At 45.5% G+C, this 17,711-nt stretch carries 15 protein-coding genes; 3 read left to right on the top strand and 12 right to left on the bottom strand.

Annotation, left to right across the window (positions count from 1 at the left end):
* Window positions 1-372: 372 nt before the first annotated feature.
* Genes hemG through F0231_RS17070 form a run of 3 tightly spaced genes read right to left on the bottom strand, consistent with a single transcriptional unit; the run spans window position 373 to window position 3,036 of the window.
* The gene (gene hemG / locus F0231_RS17080; RefSeq protein WP_171760909.1) at window positions 373-900 is read right to left on the bottom strand and encodes a menaquinone-dependent protoporphyrinogen IX dehydrogenase; all 528 of its coding nucleotides are present in this window, start codon (window positions 898-900) and stop codon (window positions 373-375) included.
* Window positions 901-909: 9 nt separating this feature from the next.
* Window positions 910-2,367, bottom strand: a complete 1,458-nt coding sequence (locus tag F0231_RS17075; RefSeq protein ID WP_171760908.1) for a TrkH family potassium uptake protein — start codon at window positions 2,365-2,367, stop codon at window positions 910-912.
* Between the two features lie 45 nt (window positions 2,368-2,412).
* Window positions 2,413-3,036 carry a YigZ family protein gene (locus F0231_RS17070; RefSeq protein ID WP_171760907.1) on the bottom strand — a complete coding sequence of 208 codons (624 nt, stop codon included), beginning with the start codon at window positions 3,034-3,036 and terminating at the stop codon, window positions 2,413-2,415.
* 271 nt (window positions 3,037-3,307) lie between these two features.
* Here F0231_RS17070 and fadB point away from each other — a divergent pair, with 271 nt between their 5' ends.
* A complete protein-coding gene (fadB, locus tag F0231_RS17065) occupies window positions 3,308-5,479 on the top strand; it encodes a fatty acid oxidation complex subunit alpha FadB (RefSeq protein ID WP_171760906.1) in 2,172 nt (723 codons plus the stop codon).
* Window positions 5,480-5,493: 14 nt separating this feature from the next.
* Window positions 5,494-6,669 carry an acetyl-CoA C-acyltransferase FadA gene (gene fadA, locus F0231_RS17060; protein ID WP_171760905.1) on the top strand — a complete coding sequence of 392 codons (1,176 nt, stop codon included), beginning with the start codon at window positions 5,494-5,496 and terminating at the stop codon, window positions 6,667-6,669.
* Window positions 6,670-6,735: 66 nt separating this feature from the next.
* Here the strand turns inward: fadA and F0231_RS17055 are convergent, their stop codons facing one another.
* Both F0231_RS17055 and punR read right to left on the bottom strand, forming a co-directional pair.
* Window positions 6,736-8,415, bottom strand: coding sequence for a diguanylate cyclase (locus tag F0231_RS17055; RefSeq protein ID WP_253825822.1), 1,680 nt, complete (start codon window positions 8,413-8,415; stop codon window positions 6,736-6,738).
* A gap of 75 nt (window positions 8,416-8,490) precedes the next feature.
* Window positions 8,491-9,396 (bottom strand): DNA-binding transcriptional activator PunR, encoded by a 906-nt coding sequence (punR, locus tag F0231_RS17050; RefSeq protein WP_171760904.1) that lies wholly within the window; start codon window positions 9,394-9,396, stop codon window positions 8,491-8,493.
* Window positions 9,397-9,538: 142 nt separating this feature from the next.
* Between punR and punC the strand changes: the two genes are divergently transcribed.
* A complete protein-coding gene (gene punC / locus F0231_RS17045; RefSeq protein ID WP_171760903.1) occupies window positions 9,539-10,738 on the top strand; it encodes a purine nucleoside transporter PunC in 1,200 nt (399 codons plus the stop codon).
* A 55-nt stretch (window positions 10,739-10,793) separates the two neighbouring features.
* On the opposite strand, the gene glmU is transcribed toward punC, so the two are convergent.
* From glmU to atpF, 7 genes are all read right to left on the bottom strand, one after another.
* Window positions 10,794-12,155: a bifunctional UDP-N-acetylglucosamine diphosphorylase/glucosamine-1-phosphate N-acetyltransferase GlmU gene (gene glmU / locus F0231_RS17040; protein WP_171760902.1), complete on the bottom strand. Its 1,362-nt coding sequence runs from the start codon at window positions 12,153-12,155 to the stop codon at window positions 10,794-10,796.
* Window positions 12,156-12,306: 151 nt separating this feature from the next.
* A complete protein-coding gene (locus F0231_RS17035) occupies window positions 12,307-12,729 on the bottom strand; it encodes a F0F1 ATP synthase subunit epsilon (protein ID WP_126575760.1) in 423 nt (140 codons plus the stop codon).
* Between the two features lie 18 nt (window positions 12,730-12,747).
* Window positions 12,748-14,151, bottom strand: a complete 1,404-nt coding sequence (atpD, locus tag F0231_RS17030; protein WP_171760901.1) for a F0F1 ATP synthase subunit beta — start codon at window positions 14,149-14,151, stop codon at window positions 12,748-12,750.
* Window positions 14,152-14,185: 34 nt separating this feature from the next.
* A complete protein-coding gene (atpG, locus tag F0231_RS17025) occupies window positions 14,186-15,052 on the bottom strand; it encodes a F0F1 ATP synthase subunit gamma (protein WP_005476185.1) in 867 nt (288 codons plus the stop codon).
* Window positions 15,053-15,094: 42 nt separating this feature from the next.
* Window positions 15,095-16,636 (bottom strand): F0F1 ATP synthase subunit alpha, encoded by a 1,542-nt coding sequence (gene atpA, locus F0231_RS17020; protein ID WP_171760900.1) that lies wholly within the window; start codon window positions 16,634-16,636, stop codon window positions 15,095-15,097.
* A 13-nt stretch (window positions 16,637-16,649) separates the two neighbouring features.
* The gene (atpH, locus tag F0231_RS17015; protein ID WP_171760899.1) at window positions 16,650-17,183 is read right to left on the bottom strand and encodes a F0F1 ATP synthase subunit delta; all 534 of its coding nucleotides are present in this window, start codon (window positions 17,181-17,183) and stop codon (window positions 16,650-16,652) included.
* Between the two features lie 14 nt (window positions 17,184-17,197).
* Window positions 17,198-17,668, bottom strand: a complete 471-nt coding sequence (gene atpF / locus F0231_RS17010) for a F0F1 ATP synthase subunit B (protein ID WP_004417263.1) — start codon at window positions 17,666-17,668, stop codon at window positions 17,198-17,200.
* Between the last annotated feature and the right edge of the window lie 43 nt (window positions 17,669-17,711).

Here is a 17,711-nt window from a genome sequence, read left to right as displayed (position 1 = left end):
TGGTCACTTCGTTTCATTGAAACCTAATTTGATACCGAAGTATCTAATTGGATTATCATCAACGAGTGCCCACACAGATTGATAGGTTTATATTGTTAAAGAACTTTCCGCTTGAGCTTCGCTCAAATCGGACGGCCATTTTAGCGAGTTAAGTTTTAGTGTCAACCACTTTTTTCAAACTTTTTTCAAGCGTTTCCGCTTGGCTATTTGACCTGCTAACTCGTTACTCGTTTCTTTCGAAGCGTTCCCGTGTCAGCGAGGGGGCATTATAGAGATCAGATTAATCTTGGCAACCCCTTTTTCTACTTTTTTCGAACTTTTTTACCATTCGATTAAAAAGCACACTGAAGCGGCTATAAAAGGTACTTTTCTTTACATGTTTTTAAACTTATCTGCAAAAAGCGTAACCTTTTCCCAATTGGTGTACTCAATTTCTTTGGTGGTATCCGTCTCGCCCCCTGTCATATTCATGATGAACTTAATCATAGTTCTATCAAACCAGCTGTAGCGAGGGTAATAAAGAGCCCCTGCAAATACGCCTATCAGTTCAGGTTGCCAAGGTGACTTCTTAAGAAACGTTTTGATATATGCACTTCCCTCAGGCGTATCTTTACCTTGGTCTTCTTTTCTTGCAGTTAAGTTAACGCAGAAAAACGCGGCTTTACTTTCAATAAGGGCATTTAGGTTACGTTCAATAAACTTGTACAGTTTCTTATTAAGGTGACCGTATCGAATCGATGCGCCTATCAATACTTTGTCATACTGATTGAGGTCGACACTCTCTACACTATGTAGATCGATATAATCACACTCGTAATCTGATAATCGCTTTTCGATAAATTGAAGAATCTTTTTCGTTTGACCTTCTCTCGTCGAGTAAAGAAGTAGAGCTTTTGCCACGATATATCCTTAACTACGCCAAAACGTCGGCGTAAGTAAAATTAATAGAGTAAATATTTCTAAGCGACCAAATAGCATAGATACAATAAGTACCCATTTAGCTTTGTCGTTCACCTCTCCGAAGTGAACAGCGACTTCCCCTAAGCCTGGACCCAAGTTATTTAGTGTGGCCGCGACAGCAGAGAAAGCACTTAGCTCATCCATACCAGTGGCGATTAGACCAAGCATACAAACGACAAACACCAACGCATAGGCGGAAAAGAATCCCCAAACCGCATCAACGACTCGCTGTGATAAAGCGCTACCACCAACTTTGATGGTGTAGACAGCACGTGGGTGAACAAGTCGCTTAAGTTCACGAACGCCTTGCAAGGTTAATAGAAGAATACGAATAACCTTCATCCCGCCACCAGTAGACCCAGCACATCCACCTATGAACGAAGAGAAGAGCAATAAAACGGGTAAAAACAGTGGCCATTCAGAAAACCCCGTCGTAGTGAAGCCCGCCGTTGTTGAAATAGAAACCGTCTGGAACAGCGCTTGGTCAAACGCATCATATACAGAGCCGTATGAGTGGTGATTGAGTAGAACTAAAAAGCAGACTACAAAAAGCAATGCTTGGATAAAGAAGAAAGCGCGAAACTCTGGGTCTTTCCAGTAATACTTAGGATGCACCCCGCCTGAAGCAAAAGCAGCAAAGTGCAGAGAATAGTTACAGGCTGAAATAAGCAGAAAGACCACAGTGATGAGGTTAATCGCGTAGCTATCAAAATACCCCATACTGGCATCATGAGTAGAGAAGCCCCCAATCGCTATTGTCGAGAAACTGTGGCTGATCGCATCAAAAGGTGACATACCTGCCAACCAAAATGCACTGGCACACGCGATAGTGAGACTTAAATAGATATACCAAAGAGCTTTCGCCGTTTCGGCAATTCTTGGCGTCATTTTTGAGTCTTTCACTGGACCCGGTATTTCAGCTCGATAAAGCTGCATTCCACCGATACCCAGAACAGGTAATATGGCGACAGCAAGAACAATGATCCCCATGCCACCAAACCATTGCAGAAACTGACGATAGAAAAGAATAGCTTTAGGTAGGTCATCTAACCCAACGATAACCGTTGCGCCTGTGGTCGTTAATGCAGAAAAGGATTCAAAAAAAGCATCAGTCACTGAGACATTGGGATTGTCAGCGATAAGAAAGGGTAATGAGCCCGCACTGCCTAGTACGGTCCAAAATAGAACAACAATCAGGAATCCATCACGCGCTTTTAATTCATGCTTATGCCTACGATTGGGAAACCAACAGACCGCACCACAAAATAGAAGAACAAAGAACGTTGTAACGAAAGGAACACCTGCACCATCCCGATAGATCAATGCGACCAACGCTGGAGCGAGCATAGAGATACTGAATAGAGCTAGCAATAGCCCAACGATGCGAATAATTGATCGAAATTGCATGGATTGATGTGTGTTGAAGCGTAGCTTCCGACTTCCTGATTATCTTTATAACTTGTCCAAAGAGGTAATGACGACCTTGGCACCGCTTTTATTGATGATGGTTTGAGTAAAGTCACTCACTTGACGTAACTCTATCTCCACGACCATCTTGACCTTCTCACCGTACTCAGCATTCACTTCTTGAGCTTCAAATTGAGGAAGCAGAGATTGGACTATCGGCATAAAGCTATAGTCTAACTCCAGTAATAGGTTTGTGGTTATTTTTTTCTCAATTGTTTGAAGCGTCTTTAATGCTTGTTGCACACCGCCGCCATACGCCTTAACCAAACCGCCAGTGCCAAGTTTAATTCCGCCAGAATATCGCGTGACGACAGCTGTGATTTCTCCAACCCCAGAGCCCGATAACTGAGCGAGAATAGGTTTACCTGCCGTCCCCGATGGCTCCCCATCATCACTAAAACCCCACTTCATCGAATCTTCTGGCCTACCGGCAACAAAGCCCCAGCAGTTGTGTCTTGCATCTGAATGCTTGGATTTTATCGACTCTACAAATGCTTTCGCCGCTTCAATACTCGGCGTATGCGACAAATAAGTGATAAAGACACTTTTCTTTATCTCTTCTTCAAATTGAGTTGGCGCAGATGGAATCAAATAAGGCAGTTCATTCATGGGTTGGACAACGAGTTCTGGCAATTGAAGAAGTGTAACATGAGTCCTAATTCATCGCTGCCTAAGATATGCCCCAGCGCACAATGTTAAACACTTGTTTAAAAAATGTATTGAAATTAACCAATCCGACGTCCAAACTAATTTCACTGGTCTAACCAGAACAATAAATAAAACGACTTTCCTCTATATCTATTTGCTGCCCTATATGGCCATTAGCCTGCAACAAATCGGTATACAGACAATCCAAGATTGTATGTCATGGAGATAGACAATGATTTACCAAGCCGAAACCCTACAGGTAAAGGAAATACAAGAAGGTATTGCGGAGCTTAGCTTCTGCTCTCCAAAATCCGTAAACAAACTCGACCTAGCAACACTTGAGTCTCTCGACAAAGCTCTTGATGCCCTAACAGCGTACCAAGGGCTGAAAGGATTGATGCTCACATCAGATAAAGACGCGTTCATTGTTGGCGCGGATATTACTGAGTTTTTAGGTCTTTTCGCAAAAACAGACGCTGAGCTTGATCAGTGGTTGCAATTTGCAAACAGCATATTCAACAAACTGGAAGACTTACCCGTTCCGACTATCTCGGTACTTAAAGGTCACACCTTAGGTGGCGGTTGTGAGTGTGTACTCGCTACCGATATGCGCATTGGTGACAAAACCACCAGCATAGGTCTTCCTGAAACGAAACTAGGCATTATGCCTGGCTTCGGTGGCTGTGTACGTTTGCCGCGTGTTATTGGCGCCGATAGCGCTATGGAAGTCATCACCCAAGGTAAAGCATGCCGTGCCGATGAAGCATTAAAGATCGGTCTTTTAGATGCGGTTGTTGAAACCGATTCATTATACGAATCAGCACTTCAAACACTGACGTCGGCAATTAATGAGAAGCTAGACTGGCAATCTCGTCGTAAGCAAAAAACGTCACCACTGACGCTAAGTAAGCTTGACTCAATGATGAGCTTTACGATGGCGAAAGGCTTAGTTGCACAAAAAGCAGGCCCTCACTACCCAGCTCCAATGACAGCAGTCATCACCATTGAACAAGGCGCTCGCTGTGCTCGTAATGAAGCTCTAGATGTTGAACGTAAGCACTTTGTTACGCTTGCTAAATCAGAAGAAGCGAAATCTCTCGTCGGTTTATTCTTGAATGACCAATACATCAAAGGTCTTGCGAAGAAAGCGGCTAAATCGGCGAGCAAAGATACTGGTCGTGCAGCTGTGCTTGGTGCGGGTATCATGGGCGGCGGTATTGCTTACCAATCGGCACTCAAAGGCGTACCGGTATTGATGAAAGACATCTCTCAGCCATCGCTTGATTTAGGTATGACAGAAGCATCCAAACTGCTGAACAAACGCTTATCTCGCGGTCGCATTGATGGCTTTAAGATGGCTGGTATTTTAGCGTCTATCACTCCAAGCCTACATTACGCTGGTATCGAAGAATCAGACGTGATTGTTGAAGCCGTAGTAGAAAACCCGAAAGTAAAAGCGGCAGTTCTGAGTGAAGTGGAATCGCATGTGGGTGAAGACACTATTATTACCTCGAACACCTCAACAATTCCAATCAACCTTTTGGCAAAATCGCTAAAACGCCCAGAAAACTTCTGTGGCATGCACTTCTTCAACCCAGTGCATCGTATGCCTCTTGTTGAAATCATCCGTGGCGAACACACCTCAGATGAAACCATCAATCGGGTTGTTGCCTACGCAGCAAAAATGGGCAAATCACCAATTGTCGTCAATGACTGCCCAGGGTTCTTTGTAAACCGAGTATTATTCCCATACTTTGGCGGTTTCAGCATGCTACTTCGTGATGGCGCTGACTTTACGAAAATCGACAAAATCATGGAGCGTAAATTTGGCTGGCCGATGGGACCTGCGTACTTGCTCGATGTTGTTGGTATTGATACTGCCCACCATGCACAAGCAGTAATGGCACAAGGTTTCCCTGAGCGCATGGGTAAACAAGGACGTGATGCGATCGATGCCCTTTTTGAAGCCGACAAATATGGTCAGAAGAATGGCAATGGTTTCTACAGTTACACCATCGATAGGAAAGGTAAGCCTAAGAAGACCTTCTCAGAAGAGATCTTGCCAGTACTGGCTGACGTTTGTACCGATAAGCAAGACTTTGACGAACAAACCATCATTCAACGCATGATGATTCCAATGATCAACGAAGTCGTGTTGTGTCTGCAAGAGGGTATCATTGCTACACCTCAAGAAGCAGATATGGCGCTAGTTTACGGCCTTGGCTTCCCTCCATTCCGTGGCGGTGTATTCCGTTACCTAGATAGCGTAGGTATTGCTGAGTTTGTAGCAATGGCGCAACAGTACTCAGAGCTCGGTGCAATGTACCAAGTACCGCAAATGCTGATTGATATGGCGGAGAAAGGCGATAGCTTTTACGGCGCACAACAGCAAGGTTCTATCTAAGGAGGGATTCTAAAATGACTAATCAAACAAGAAATGTTGTCGTAGTCGATTGTCTACGTACTCCAATGGGTCGCTCTAAAGGTGGTGCTTTCCGTCATACGCGAGCAGAAGATCTATCTGCGCGCTTAATGAAAGGAATCCTGGCGCGTAATCCACAAGTTAACCCAAGCGAGATTGAAGATATCTACTGGGGCTGTGTGCAGCAAACACTAGAGCAAGGTTTTAACGTTGCGCGTAATGCTGCGCTGCTTGCGGGTCTGCCGATTGAAATTGGTGCTGTTACTGTTAACCGCCTGTGTGGTTCATCGATGCAAGCACTGCATGATGGTACACGCGCTATCATGACCGGTGACGCAGAAATCTGCCTAATTGGTGGTGTTGAACACATGGGACACGTACCAATGAACCACGGTGTGGACTTCCATCCAGGTATGTCAAAGACAGTCGCAAAGGCCGCTGGCATGATGGGCTTAACCGCTGAAATGCTAGGTAAGCTGCATGGTATTAGCCGTGAGCAACAAGACAAGTTTGCTGCACGCTCTCACGCTAGAGCACACGCAGCAACAGTAGAAGGTCGTTTTAAAAACGAAATTCTGCCAATCGAAGGTCATGCGGCTGACGGTACGCTATTTACTCTAGATCATGATGAAGTAATTCGTCCTGAAACTTCAGTAGAAGGCCTGTCGCAACTTCGCCCTGTGTTCGACCCAGCAAACGGCACAGTAACAGCCGGTACATCTTCGGCGCTGTCTGATGGTGCATCAGCAATGTTGATCATGAGTGAAGAGAAAGCCAATGAACTTGGCTTGAAGATTCGCGCACGTATTAAAGGCATGGCGATCGCCGGTTGCGATCCATCCATCATGGGTTATGGACCAGTACCTGCGACCCAGAAAGCTCTGAAACGCGCTGGTGTATCAATTGAAGATATGGATGTTATTGAGCTAAACGAAGCATTTGCCGCTCAGTCTCTGCCATGTGCCAAAGACCTAGGCCTGCTTGATGTTATGGATGAGAAGGTCAACCTTAACGGTGGTGCGATTGCACTAGGTCACCCGCTTGGCTGTTCTGGGTCCCGTATCTCGACGACGCTGATCAATTTAATGGAAACGAAAGACGCGAAATACGGTCTGGCAACCATGTGTATCGGTTTAGGTCAGGGTATTGCAACCGTGTTTGAAAGACCCTAGCCTCAAAAAAGCAGAAACTAAAAAGCGCCAACATATATTGGCGCTTTTTCATTTTCTGACACTAAACTAAGCTGGTTGCTTTTTATCCTCTAGTTCAACAACCTCGGATGAAGGTGACTTAATCCTCATATACTCATCATAATCAACGACTCGACTACGACCCGTCTCTTTAGCTAGATATAGCGCCTGATCCGCTAGCTTAATCAATGACTCCGCATTTATTGCTGGATCGGGATAAGTAGCAACTCCGATAGAGACTCCAAGCTGCCCTAAGGACAAACCTTTATGCTCAAGGTGCATGCTGCGTACTGACTTACACAGCTTCGTTGCATAGATTACCGCCTCTTCCATCGTATAGCCTGGTAACAAGACTGCCAATTCCTCCCCTCCTAAACGACATGATAACTCCTCCTCACCTTCGCTACGTTGTAAGAGAGCACTCACTTCTTTTAGGACAAAGTCACCAGCATCATGACCAAAGTTATCGTTGAAGCGCTTGAAATGATCGAGATCTAACATCAACAGAGACAAAGGCTTCGTCGATGAGGCTGAACGCATCAAGTACTCCTCTAACTTTTGCTCAAAGAACCTTCGGTTGAATAGGCCTGTCAATGGATCGCTTAATGCCTGAGAGCGCAGTTTCTCTTGTAAGCTCAAGTTGGCAAGTGCTAATCCGAGGTGCTCAGCAACACTGAAAGCTAATTGATTGGTGATCGGATCGATCTTGATGTCACCCTCCCCGAAGTAAAGGTGAAGTATTCCTATCGTATTACCATGAGCCGTCAGCGGAATGCATAGAGTTTGGTTGTTAGGAAGATTAGACATGTGGTCGCAGGTGAGCGTATGAAAATCGTCATTAGATTGATGCGCACGACCTTTACGTAATGACCAACACTCTTCTGGAGCAAAGCTTCGATTACCTGGCCATTCATCACCCCAATCTAACTGGGTGACCAGTTGGTTTCTGGAAGCACGCATTAATGACACGCTACCATTAATCTTCCCTAATATGCGTGGCAAGATATCTTCTACAATTTTTTGAGCTTCGGTGAGAGTGCCACATGCGGCAAGCATATTAGCCAAACGGTGCATGAGCTCAATCTCATTCGTTCGCTGCATGATCCGTTTATCTTGCATTGCTTGCTCTTCCCGAACACGCTTCTCAATTTTTCTGTGGCTGTATATCGATGTGCCAAGCAAAAAACCGATACTCATAACAACCAGGACCAACAAAATTCCCATCAATTGTTGGGTCATTTTCTTGAGATGGTACATAGGAACCGATAGAACAACGACGTAATCTTGGCCATCAATGTACTCTTTCTTAGAGAGAAAAAAGAGATCGGTTAATAGTATCTGACTAAAACGTATATCTTCACCAGAACCAGTATCCCATGCTTGTTGATACTCGGGCCTTGATGAGTGATTTTCTACATCAACTAACGCTCGGTCAGATAAAGCGGTATCGCCAACAACGATCCCGTGGGGATCGATAATCTGAATACGAACTCCCGCATCGGCCTGAGTAAGATCATCAATATATCGATCGATGTTCTTTTGATCATGAAATGCAGGCGCGTCCTCTCTAATTTCATAGATAATATCAGAGAGAACCGACTCAGTGTTTTGATGCACATAGTTGTGCATTAGGCGCTCAAGGGTAATGTAAAAGAAATATAAGCCCACGATCATAATGACCGATAGCGTCACGATTGGCAGTATTTGCCACTTCCTATCCACAGACATAGTAACCATAGCTCCATTACAGTATGATGTATTATAATAACAGAGTGGTTACTTTTTGCCATTCAATGTTCAATATCATTGAAGCCAATCTCGATACAATTGAGAGCTATCCCCCAAATACTCAACCATCCACTCGATCATTTTATGATTGTCGTCCTTATGCCATACCAAACAACATTGACTGAGTGGCTTATCTTCTGGAAGAACCTTCTCCACCAGCAATCCCCCTAATATTAAGGGCTGAGCGATATGTCGAGGCATATAGCCCACGCCTACACCATTTTTTAAACACTCAATGGCGCTGTACCAGTTCGGTAGTAACAGACGTCGTTGCTGTGGATAATGACCTGTATGACGCTTTGGTAAAATACTAGAGGTATCGTCAAGGCAAATAGCTGGAAACTGACTCACAAACTGCTCATCGAGCGCTTGCTGTCTAACACAAGGATGAGCAGGCGCCATCACAAATGCCCAATCCAGAATGCCCATGTCTTTTACTTCAAAATCTCCCCCAACAGGTATCGCTGATGTCGCTCCAATCACGATATCAGCACGCCCTTGAGAGATGGCTTCCCATGATCCATTGAACACCTCCATGTTGATCTGCAGCTCCGCATGGGGAAATGTGACATAGAACTCTTCAATCAATGGCTTTAACTGATCTAGCTTCACGACGTTATCTAGAGTGAGGCGTAACGTTGTCTGCCAACCTTGGGCTGCGCGGCGAGTCTGTGCTTTTGTTTCCGACATTTGCCTCAGCAAGAGCCTAGCATCTTCAACAAATAAAGCGCCAGCTGGCGTCAGTTCTACTCGGCGTGGAAGGCGCCTAAACAAAACCACATCCAGCTCCTGCTCTATCTGTCGAATATTGTAACTTATGGCTGAAGGAACTTTATGCAACACATCGGCAGCAGCAGTAAAACTACCTAGTCGAGCCACTGTATCCACAAGCTCTAAAGAAGACTGAGAGAACGCACTCATCAATAACCCTTCAAATAATTTGATTGATAACTACAAATTTTAGCGTTTCATTTTATTAATTACGATCAATAGACTACGCAGGTTAATAAAAAGGTTGGCGCCAGCTTATGAACATCAATCAATTAATTTGAATGGAATTGAGATGAATATTTCCAAATTACAACTTTTTTATTTGGCTATGCTTTCAATGCTGGGCTTTATTGCGACAGATATGTACTTGCCCGCTTTTAAAGCTATGGAAGTAGACTTCTCTACTGGCCCAGAACAAATTGCACTGTCTTTAACGGTATTCCTTGTTGGCATGGCGGTGGGCCAACTTGCTTGGGGTCTACTCTCTGACAAATTTGGTCACAGAAATACGCTAGCAGCAGGTCTTACACTCTTCACCCTTGCCTCTTTCGGCTTAGCGTTCAGTGATCAGGTATGGCAACTACTTACATTGCGCTTTATTCAAGCGATTGGCGTATGTGCCCCTGCTGTTATTTGGCAAGCTATGGTCATTAAGCGCTATTCAAGCCAAAGTCAGCAGATTTTCGCAACCATTATGCCGCTTGTGGCGTTATCACCAGCACTAGCACCGCAACTTGGTGTACTGCTCGCAGATAACTTTGGTTGGTACAGCATCTTTATTGCTTTGACGATTATGGGACTCGCCTTAGTCGTGGCAACAATGGGACAAGAGAAAGGCCAGGTTGAGTTAAAAGAGACATCTATCGGCAGTGATATTACAGCGCTACTCAATTCTAAAGCCTACCTTGGTAATGTACTAATGTTCGCTACGGCTTCCGCAGCTTTCTTTGCTTACCTTACTGGTATGCCAGAAATCATGGCGCAACTTGGGTATGACGCGAAAGACATTGGGCTGAGCTTCATCCCTCAAACTATCGCTTTTATGGTAGGTGGTTACTTAGGCAAAATTTCGGTTAAACGCTTTGGAGATGAAAAAGTTCTACGTCAAATCATCGGACTATTCAGCGTAGCATCACTGCTGATTTTCATTGCTTCTCAGTGGACGCTCACCTCGATTTGGCCGATCCTGGCTCCATTTTGTTTGATTGCAGTGGCCAATGGTGCGCTTTATCCGATCGTAGTTAACAGAGCGCTAGCAAGTGCTAACAAAAGCCCAGCGACAGCAGCCGGCCTGCAAAACAGTTTGCAGATCAGTATCAGCAGCCTGTCTAGTGCTCTAGTTGCGACATTGGCGAGCCAAGCTCAAATGGTGACAGGTATTGCGATATTGATATGCATGGCAGGCCTCTGGCTCGGTTACATAGTTTCGAACAAACAACTGTCGCAACACTTCAGTGCTCCGGATAACTCTCGCGTTGTGAGTGATGAATAGACAATAAAAAACGCCTAACACTCTACAGTGTTAGGCGTTTTTCAAACTTATAACGTTACTTCAGTTTTGCTGGGCGCTGCCAACCTGAGACTTTGCGCTCTTTTGCGCGAGTGATTACTAACTCACCTTCCGCAACATCTTTCGTCAGCGTTGTACCTGCACCAACGGTTGCACCATTAGCTATCGTCACTGGCGCGATTAACTGGCAATCAGAGCCGACAAACACATCATCACCGATTGTTGTTTTGAACTTATTCGCACCATCATAGTTACACGTAATAACGCCTGCACCAATATTGGTACGTTGGCCGATCTCAGCGTCACCAAGATAAGTCAGATGGTTTGCTTTCGAACCTTCACCAATACGTGCGTTCTTCACTTCAACAAAGTTACCAACGTGAGAGTCATTACGCATCTCGGCGCCTGGACGTAGACGAGTGAATGGACCAACCGTACACTCTTCACCAACCGTCGCACCTTCAATCACGCTGTATGGACGAACTAAGGTGTTATCATCGATTTCACAATCTTTCAGCACACAGCCCGCACCGATTGTCACGTTATCACCTAGGGTAACGTTGCCTTCAATGATTACGTTTGCGTCAATTTCACAATCCATACCACATTGAAGCTCACCACGTAGATCAAAGCGTGCAGGATCGCGTAGCATCACGCCCTGCTCTAGCAGCTTCTGTGCTTGCATAGACTGGAACGCTCGTTCAAGGCGAGCAAGCTGTGCACGGTCGTTAACACCTTCAACCTCAATAGGGTTTACTGGGTGAACCGCTTCAACGGCACGGCCTTCATCGTGTGCCGCTGCAATAACGTCTGTTAGGTAGTATTCACCTTGTGCGTTTTCGTTATTCAATCCAGATAACCAACGCTTCAGATCACCACCTGTTGCAACCATTACACCAGTGTTGATCTCTTTAATCAGCTTCTGCTCTTCCGTCGCATCTTTCTGCTCAACGATCGCCACTACCGGACCATTCTTACGCACAATACGGCCATAACCCGTTGGGTTATCTAAAACAACAGTAAGCAGTGCAATACCGCCTGTTGGTTGTGCATCAAGTAAGCTTTCAATCGTCTCTTCAGAGATCAAAGGGACATCACCGTACAATACTAAGATCTTCTCATCATCTTGAAACTGAGGAGAAGCTTGATCAACGGCATGGCCTGTACCCAACTGATCCGCTTGCAGTACCCAGTTAACGTTCTCTTTCGCAAGTTCAGCTTGCATCTGATCGCCACCGTGGCCGTATACCAAATGAACGTTTTGCGCGCCCAAGCTTTCACACGTATCAATCACATGCTTAGCCATTGGCTTGCCTGCTAGTGTATGAAGCACCTTTGGCTTATTCGAATACATGCGAGTCCCTTTGCCCGCCGCGAGAATGACCGCGCTAAATTTCATTAGGTTACCTATTAGACGTTGTATTAAAACTGAGAGGTATTCTAGACACTAATTAATGATTAGTTAATTGATCAAGAAAAATTTCTAATAAAAAATAAGCAAAAAGGCGACCTCTCGGTCGCCTTTATCACTTTTAAAACAACGCTGAAAATTAACGACGTTGTTGTGTCAGCTCGATAACTCGTAGCTGAGCAATGGCTTTAGCCAGTTCACTAGCCGCTTGAGCGAAGTCCATATCACCGTGCTGGTTTTGAATTGCTTCTTGAGCACGACGCTTAGCTTCTTCTGCCTTAGCTGCATCCAGTTCTTCACCACGGATAGCTGTATCAGCCAGTACAGTCGCTGTACCAGGCTGAACTTCTACCATACCACCAGAAACATAAATAAATTCCTCGTGGCCGTGCTGCTTAACAAGACGCACCATACCAGGCGTGATAGCGGTTAGCAGCGGAGTGTGGCCGTGGTAAATACCAAGCTCACCTTCGCTACCGGTCACCTGAAACGTTTCAACTAGGCCAGAAAAGATTTTCTTCTCTGCACTAACTACGTCTAGGTGAAAGGTTATTGCTGCCATATCGCCTCCTAGTTAGCCTTATAGCTTCTTCGCATTCTCGATAGCATCTTCAATTGCACCACAGTACATGAAAGCTTGCTCTGGAATGTCATCGTAATCACCAGCTAGTAGACCTTTGAAGCCACGTAGAGTCTCTTTAAGAGGTACGTAAACACCTGGGTCGCCAGTAAATACTTCTGCTACGTGGTAAGGCTGAGTTAGGAAACGCTCAATCTTACGTGCACGAGATACAACTTGCTTATCTTCTTCAGATAGCTCGTCCATACCTAGGATAGCAATGATATCTTTCAGCTCTTTGTAGCGCTGAAGTGTCTGCTGAACGCCACGAGCGATGTCGTAGTGTTCTTGACCAACTACTAGTGGATCAAGCATACGAGATGTTGAATCTAGTGGGTCGATCGCAGGGTATAGACCCATTGCTGCGATGTTACGGTTAAGTACAACCGTTGCATCCAAGTGCGCGAACGTTGTTGCTGGAGACGGGTCGGTCAAGTCATCCGCAGGTACGTATACCGCCTGTACAGACGTGATAGAACCAGACTTAGTTGACGTGATACGCTCCTGAAGCACACCCATCTCTTCTGCAAGAGTTGGCTGGTAACCTACCGCTGAAGGCATACGACCTAGCAGTGCTGATACCTCTGTACCTGCAAGTGTGTAACGGTAGATGTTATCAACGAACAGTAGAACGTCACGACCTTCGTCACGGAAACGCTCTGCCATTGTTAGACCAGTCAGTGCAACACGTAGACGGTTACCTGGTGGCTCGTTCATCTGACCGTAAACCATCGCTACTTTAGATTCTTCAGGGTTTTCAACGTTAACAACGCCTGCTTCCTGCATCTCAAAGTAGAAATCGTTACCTTCACGAGTACGCTCACCTACACCAGCGAATACTGATAGGCCCGAGTGTTGAAGTGCGATGTTGTTGATAAGTTCCATCATGTTAACGGTCTTACCTACACCTGCACCACCGAATAGACCGATTTTACCACCCTTAGCGAATGGACAAACTAGGTCGATTACTTTAACGCCCGTTTCTAGAAGTGCAATCTCGTTTGATTGATCTTCGTAGCTTGGTGCTTCACGGTGGATAGAGTAAGTCTCTTCCGCACCGATTTCACCACACTCATCAATCGCATCACCAAGAACGTTCATGATACGACCAAGGGTCTTAGTACCTACTGGTACTGAAATTGGAGCGCCTGTATTTACTACTTCAACTCCACGACGTAAACCATCAGAGCTACCCATTACGATACAACGAACTACGCCACCGCCTAGCTGTTGTTGAACTTCAAGAACTAGACGCTCTTTTGAGTCCGTTACGTTTAGAGCGTCGTATACACTTGGTACGTCACTCTGTGGGAACTCTACGTCGACTACTGCACCGATGATCTGTACGATCTTACCTGTAGCCATCGTTAATCCTCTAACTATTTAGTTTTACCTAAGCTTAAACCGCTGCCGCACCTGAAACGATTTCTGACAGTTCTTGTGTGATCGCAGCCTGACGGGCTTTGTTGTACACAAGTTCTAAGTCATCAATCAGGTTGCTCGCATTATCAGTTGCAGCTTTCATTGCAATCATTCGAGCCGCTTGCTCACAAGCAAGGTTCTCAACCACACCTTGGTATACTTGAGATTCCACATAACGCACTAGAAGCGTATCTAGTAGCGCTTTTGGTTCTGGCTCGTAGATGTAGTCCCATTGGTGGGTACGCTGCATCTCTTCGCTGTCCGATTTAGGCAAAGGTAGTAATTGATCGATCGTTGGTTGTTGAACCATAGTGTTCACAAACTTGTTGCTCACAACATATAGTCGGTCCAATTCACCTTCATCGTATTTCTTAAGCATTACACTTACAGAGCCGATTAGGTCTTCAAGACTAGGCTTATCGCCAAGACCAGAAACCTGTGCCGCTACTTTTGCGCCGCTGTTGTTGAAGAAGCCAGTTGCTTTTGAACCAATCAATGCTAGTTCAATTTCTGCACCTTTTTCTTTCCAGCTTTGCATATCTGTGACAGCTTTTTTGAACACGTTAATGTTCAAGCCGCCACATAGGCCACGGTCTGTAGAAACGATGATGTAACCAACACGCTTAGCTTCACGCTCTTCTAGGTACGGATGACGATACTCTAGACTTGCGTTAGCTACGTGACCGATCACTTTACGTATTGTTTCAGCGTATGGACGAGAAGCTTCCATTGCGTCTTGAGAGCGACGCATTTTTGAAGCTGCTACCATTTCCATTGCTTTCGTAATCTTCTGAGTGCTTTTAACACTACCGATTTTATTACGTATCTCTTTTGCGCCGGCCATCGTTACTCTCCATTAGTTGGTGGCATTACTGCCACCGACCTATTACCAAGTTTGGGTTGCTACGAAGTCGTCAGTCAGCTTCTTAAGCTGCTCTTCAACTTCATTGTTGTAAGCACCCGTCTTGTCGATCTCAGCTGCAAATTCAGCGTATTGACCGCGAGCGAACGATAGTAGAGCCGCTTCGAAATCTAGCAGTTTGCTTAGTTCAACATCTGCTAAGTAGCCGCGCTCTGCCGCAAAGATTACTAGAGCTTGGTCAAATACAGACATTGGAGCGTACTGCTTCTGCTTCATTAGTTCTGTAACTTTCTGACCGTGGTCTAGCTGTTTCTTTGTCGCGTCATCAAGATCAGACGAGAACTGTGCGAATGCCGCTAGTTCACGGTACTGAGCTAGTGCAGTACGGATACCGCCTGATAGCTTCTTGATGATTTTCGTCTGTGCAGAACCACCTACACGAGATACTGAGATACCTGGGTCAACGGCTGGACGAACACCCGCGTTGAATAGCTCAGTCTGTAGGAAGATCTGACCGTCAGTAATCGAGATTACGTTTGTCGGTACGAATGCTGAAACATCACCAGCTTGAGTTTCGATGATAGGCAGTGCTGTCAAAGAACCTGTTTTGCCTTTCACTTCACCGTTAGTGAACTTTTCTACGTACTCTTCGCTTACACGAGCTGCACGCTCTAGTAGACGTGAGTGAAGGTAGAAAACGTCACCTGGGAATGCTTCACGGCCTGGTGGGCGTTTTAGTAGTAGAGAGATCTGACGGTAAGCTACAGCTTGCTTAGATAGATCATCATAAACAATCAGTGCGTCTTCGCCGCGATCACGGAAGTATTCACCCATCGCACAACCTGCGTATGGCGCTAGGTATTGTAGCGCTGCAGATTCAGAAGCCGATGCAACAACAACGATAGTGTTTGCTAGTGCGCCGTGCTCTTCTAGTTTGCGAACTACGTTAGCGATAGTCGATGCTTTCTGACCGATAGCTACGTAGATTGAGAAAATACCAGAGTCTTTCTGGTTGATGATTGCATCGATCGCCATTGCTGTTTTACCAGTCTGACGGTCACCGATTACAAGCTCACGCTGACCACGACCGATTGGGATCATTGAGTCAACAGATTTGTAACCAGTTTGAACAGGTTGATCTACCGATTTACGGTCGATTACACCTGGTGCAATCACTTCTACAGGCGAAGTCAGTTTCGCTTCGATTGGACCTTTACCATCAATTGGCTCACCTAGTGTGTTTACAACACGACCAAGCATTTCAGGACCAACTGGTACTTCAAGAATACGACCAGTACCTGTAACTTTCATGCCTTCCTTAAGGTCAGCATATGGGCCCATTACAACAGCACCAACCGAGTCACGCTCAAGGTTAAGTGCTAGTGCATAACGGCCACCCGGTAATTCAATCATTTCACCTTGCATCACGTCCGCTAGGCCGTGAATGCGAATGATACCGTCGCTTACCGATACGATAGTACCTTCGTTGCGAGCTTCACTAACAACTTCGAAAGATTCGATACGTTGTTTGATTAGATCGCTAATTTCCGTGGAATTAAGTTGCATGCTCCAATCCCCATTAAGACTGCAATGCATCGCTCAGGCGGCTTAAACGGCCACGTGCTGAGTTATCGATGACTAAGTCTCCGGCTCTAATAATAACCCCACCAAGTAGGGCCTCATCTACGCTGCAATTCAGCTGGACTTTGCGTTCAAGACGCGTTTCAAGTTTGCTGCTGATGTCTGCTTTTTGCTGTTCTGAAAGTTCAGTTGCTGAAGTAACTTCAACAGTGATTTCTTTCTCGTGTTCTTGCTTAAGAAGCAGGAACTCAGCACACACATCAGGAAGGGCCTCTAATCGGCCATTCTCAGCCATCACCTTAATTAGGTTTTGGCCGAACTCATCAACTTGTTCGCCACATACCGCAACAAAAATCTCTGCCAGTTTATCGGCAGAAGTAGAGCTAGTTAGTAGCTCATGAATTTGTTCGTTATTGGCAACTTCCGCTGCAAAAGACAACATTTGACCCCATAGGTCTAGTTGGCCTTTCTCAACAGCAAAGTCGAATGCTGCTTTAGCATAGGGGCGTGCGATAGTAGTCATATCAGACATATGCGCCCCCAGACTTAAAGTTTTGCAGTAATGTTGTCGAGAAGATCTTTGTGCGCGTCTTTATCGATAGAACGCTCAAGGATTTTCTCAGCACCAGCTAAAGCCAGAGTTGCAACTTGTTTGCGCAGTTCATCGCGCGCACGGTTGCGTTCTGCTTCAAGTTCTGCTTCTGCTTGCGCTAGGATTTTCTGGCGTTCTGCCTGAGCTTCCTCGCGAGCTTCATCAAGAATTTGAGCTTTACGCTTGTTTGCTTGCTCGATGACCTCAGTTGCTGTGCGCTTCGCTTCTTTCAATTGAGAAGAAGCGTTAGCTTGCGCTAGGTTTAAGTCTTTCTCAGCGCGCTCAGCAGCGTGTAGACCGTCAGCAATTTTTTTCTGACGCTCTTCAATCGCTTGCATGATTGGCGGCCATACATACTTCATGCAGAACCACACAAATAGTGCGAATGAGATTGCTTGACCTAGCAGAGTTGCGTTCATATTCACAACAGCTACCCCTCTTTATTGGACTTAGTGTTAATCAATGACA

Source organism: Vibrio sp. RE86 (assembly GCF_013114545.1).
GTDB lineage: Bacteria > Pseudomonadota > Gammaproteobacteria > Enterobacterales > Vibrionaceae > Vibrio.
Note: the sequence above shows the minus strand (reverse complement) of the source record. Positions and strands in the feature narration are given on the sequence as shown.

Excerpts from the sequence above, each read along its gene's own strand:
- F0231_RS17075 (WP_171760908.1), bottom strand. The coding sequence starts at position 2,367 with ATGCAATTTCGATCAATTATTCGCATCGTTGGGCTATTGCTAGCTCTA.
- F0231_RS17070 (WP_171760907.1), bottom strand. The coding sequence starts at position 3,036 with ATGAATGAACTGCCTTATTTGATTCCATCTGCGCCAACTCAATTTGAA.
- fadB (WP_171760906.1), top strand. The coding sequence starts at position 3,308 with ATGATTTACCAAGCCGAAACCCTACAGGTAAAGGAAATACAAGAAGGT.
- fadA (WP_171760905.1), top strand. The coding sequence starts at position 5,494 with ATGACTAATCAAACAAGAAATGTTGTCGTAGTCGATTGTCTACGTACT.
- F0231_RS17055 (WP_253825822.1), bottom strand. The coding sequence starts at position 8,415 with ATGTCTGTGGATAGGAAGTGGCAAATACTGCCAATCGTGACGCTATCG.
- punR (WP_171760904.1), bottom strand. The coding sequence starts at position 9,396 with ATGAGTGCGTTCTCTCAGTCTTCTTTAGAGCTTGTGGATACAGTGGCT.
- punC (WP_171760903.1), top strand. The coding sequence starts at position 9,539 with ATGAATATTTCCAAATTACAACTTTTTTATTTGGCTATGCTTTCAATG.
- glmU (WP_171760902.1), bottom strand. The coding sequence starts at position 12,155 with ATGAAATTTAGCGCGGTCATTCTCGCGGCGGGCAAAGGGACTCGCATG.
- F0231_RS17035 (WP_126575760.1), bottom strand. The coding sequence starts at position 12,729 with ATGGCAGCAATAACCTTTCACCTAGACGTAGTTAGTGCAGAGAAGAAA.
- atpD (WP_171760901.1), bottom strand. The coding sequence starts at position 14,151 with ATGGCTACAGGTAAGATCGTACAGATCATCGGTGCAGTAGTCGACGTA.
- atpG (WP_005476185.1), bottom strand. The coding sequence starts at position 15,052 with ATGGCCGGCGCAAAAGAGATACGTAATAAAATCGGTAGTGTTAAAAGC.
- atpA (WP_171760900.1), bottom strand. The coding sequence starts at position 16,636 with ATGCAACTTAATTCCACGGAAATTAGCGATCTAATCAAACAACGTATC.
- atpH (WP_171760899.1), bottom strand. The coding sequence starts at position 17,183 with ATGTCTGATATGACTACTATCGCACGCCCCTATGCTAAAGCAGCATTC.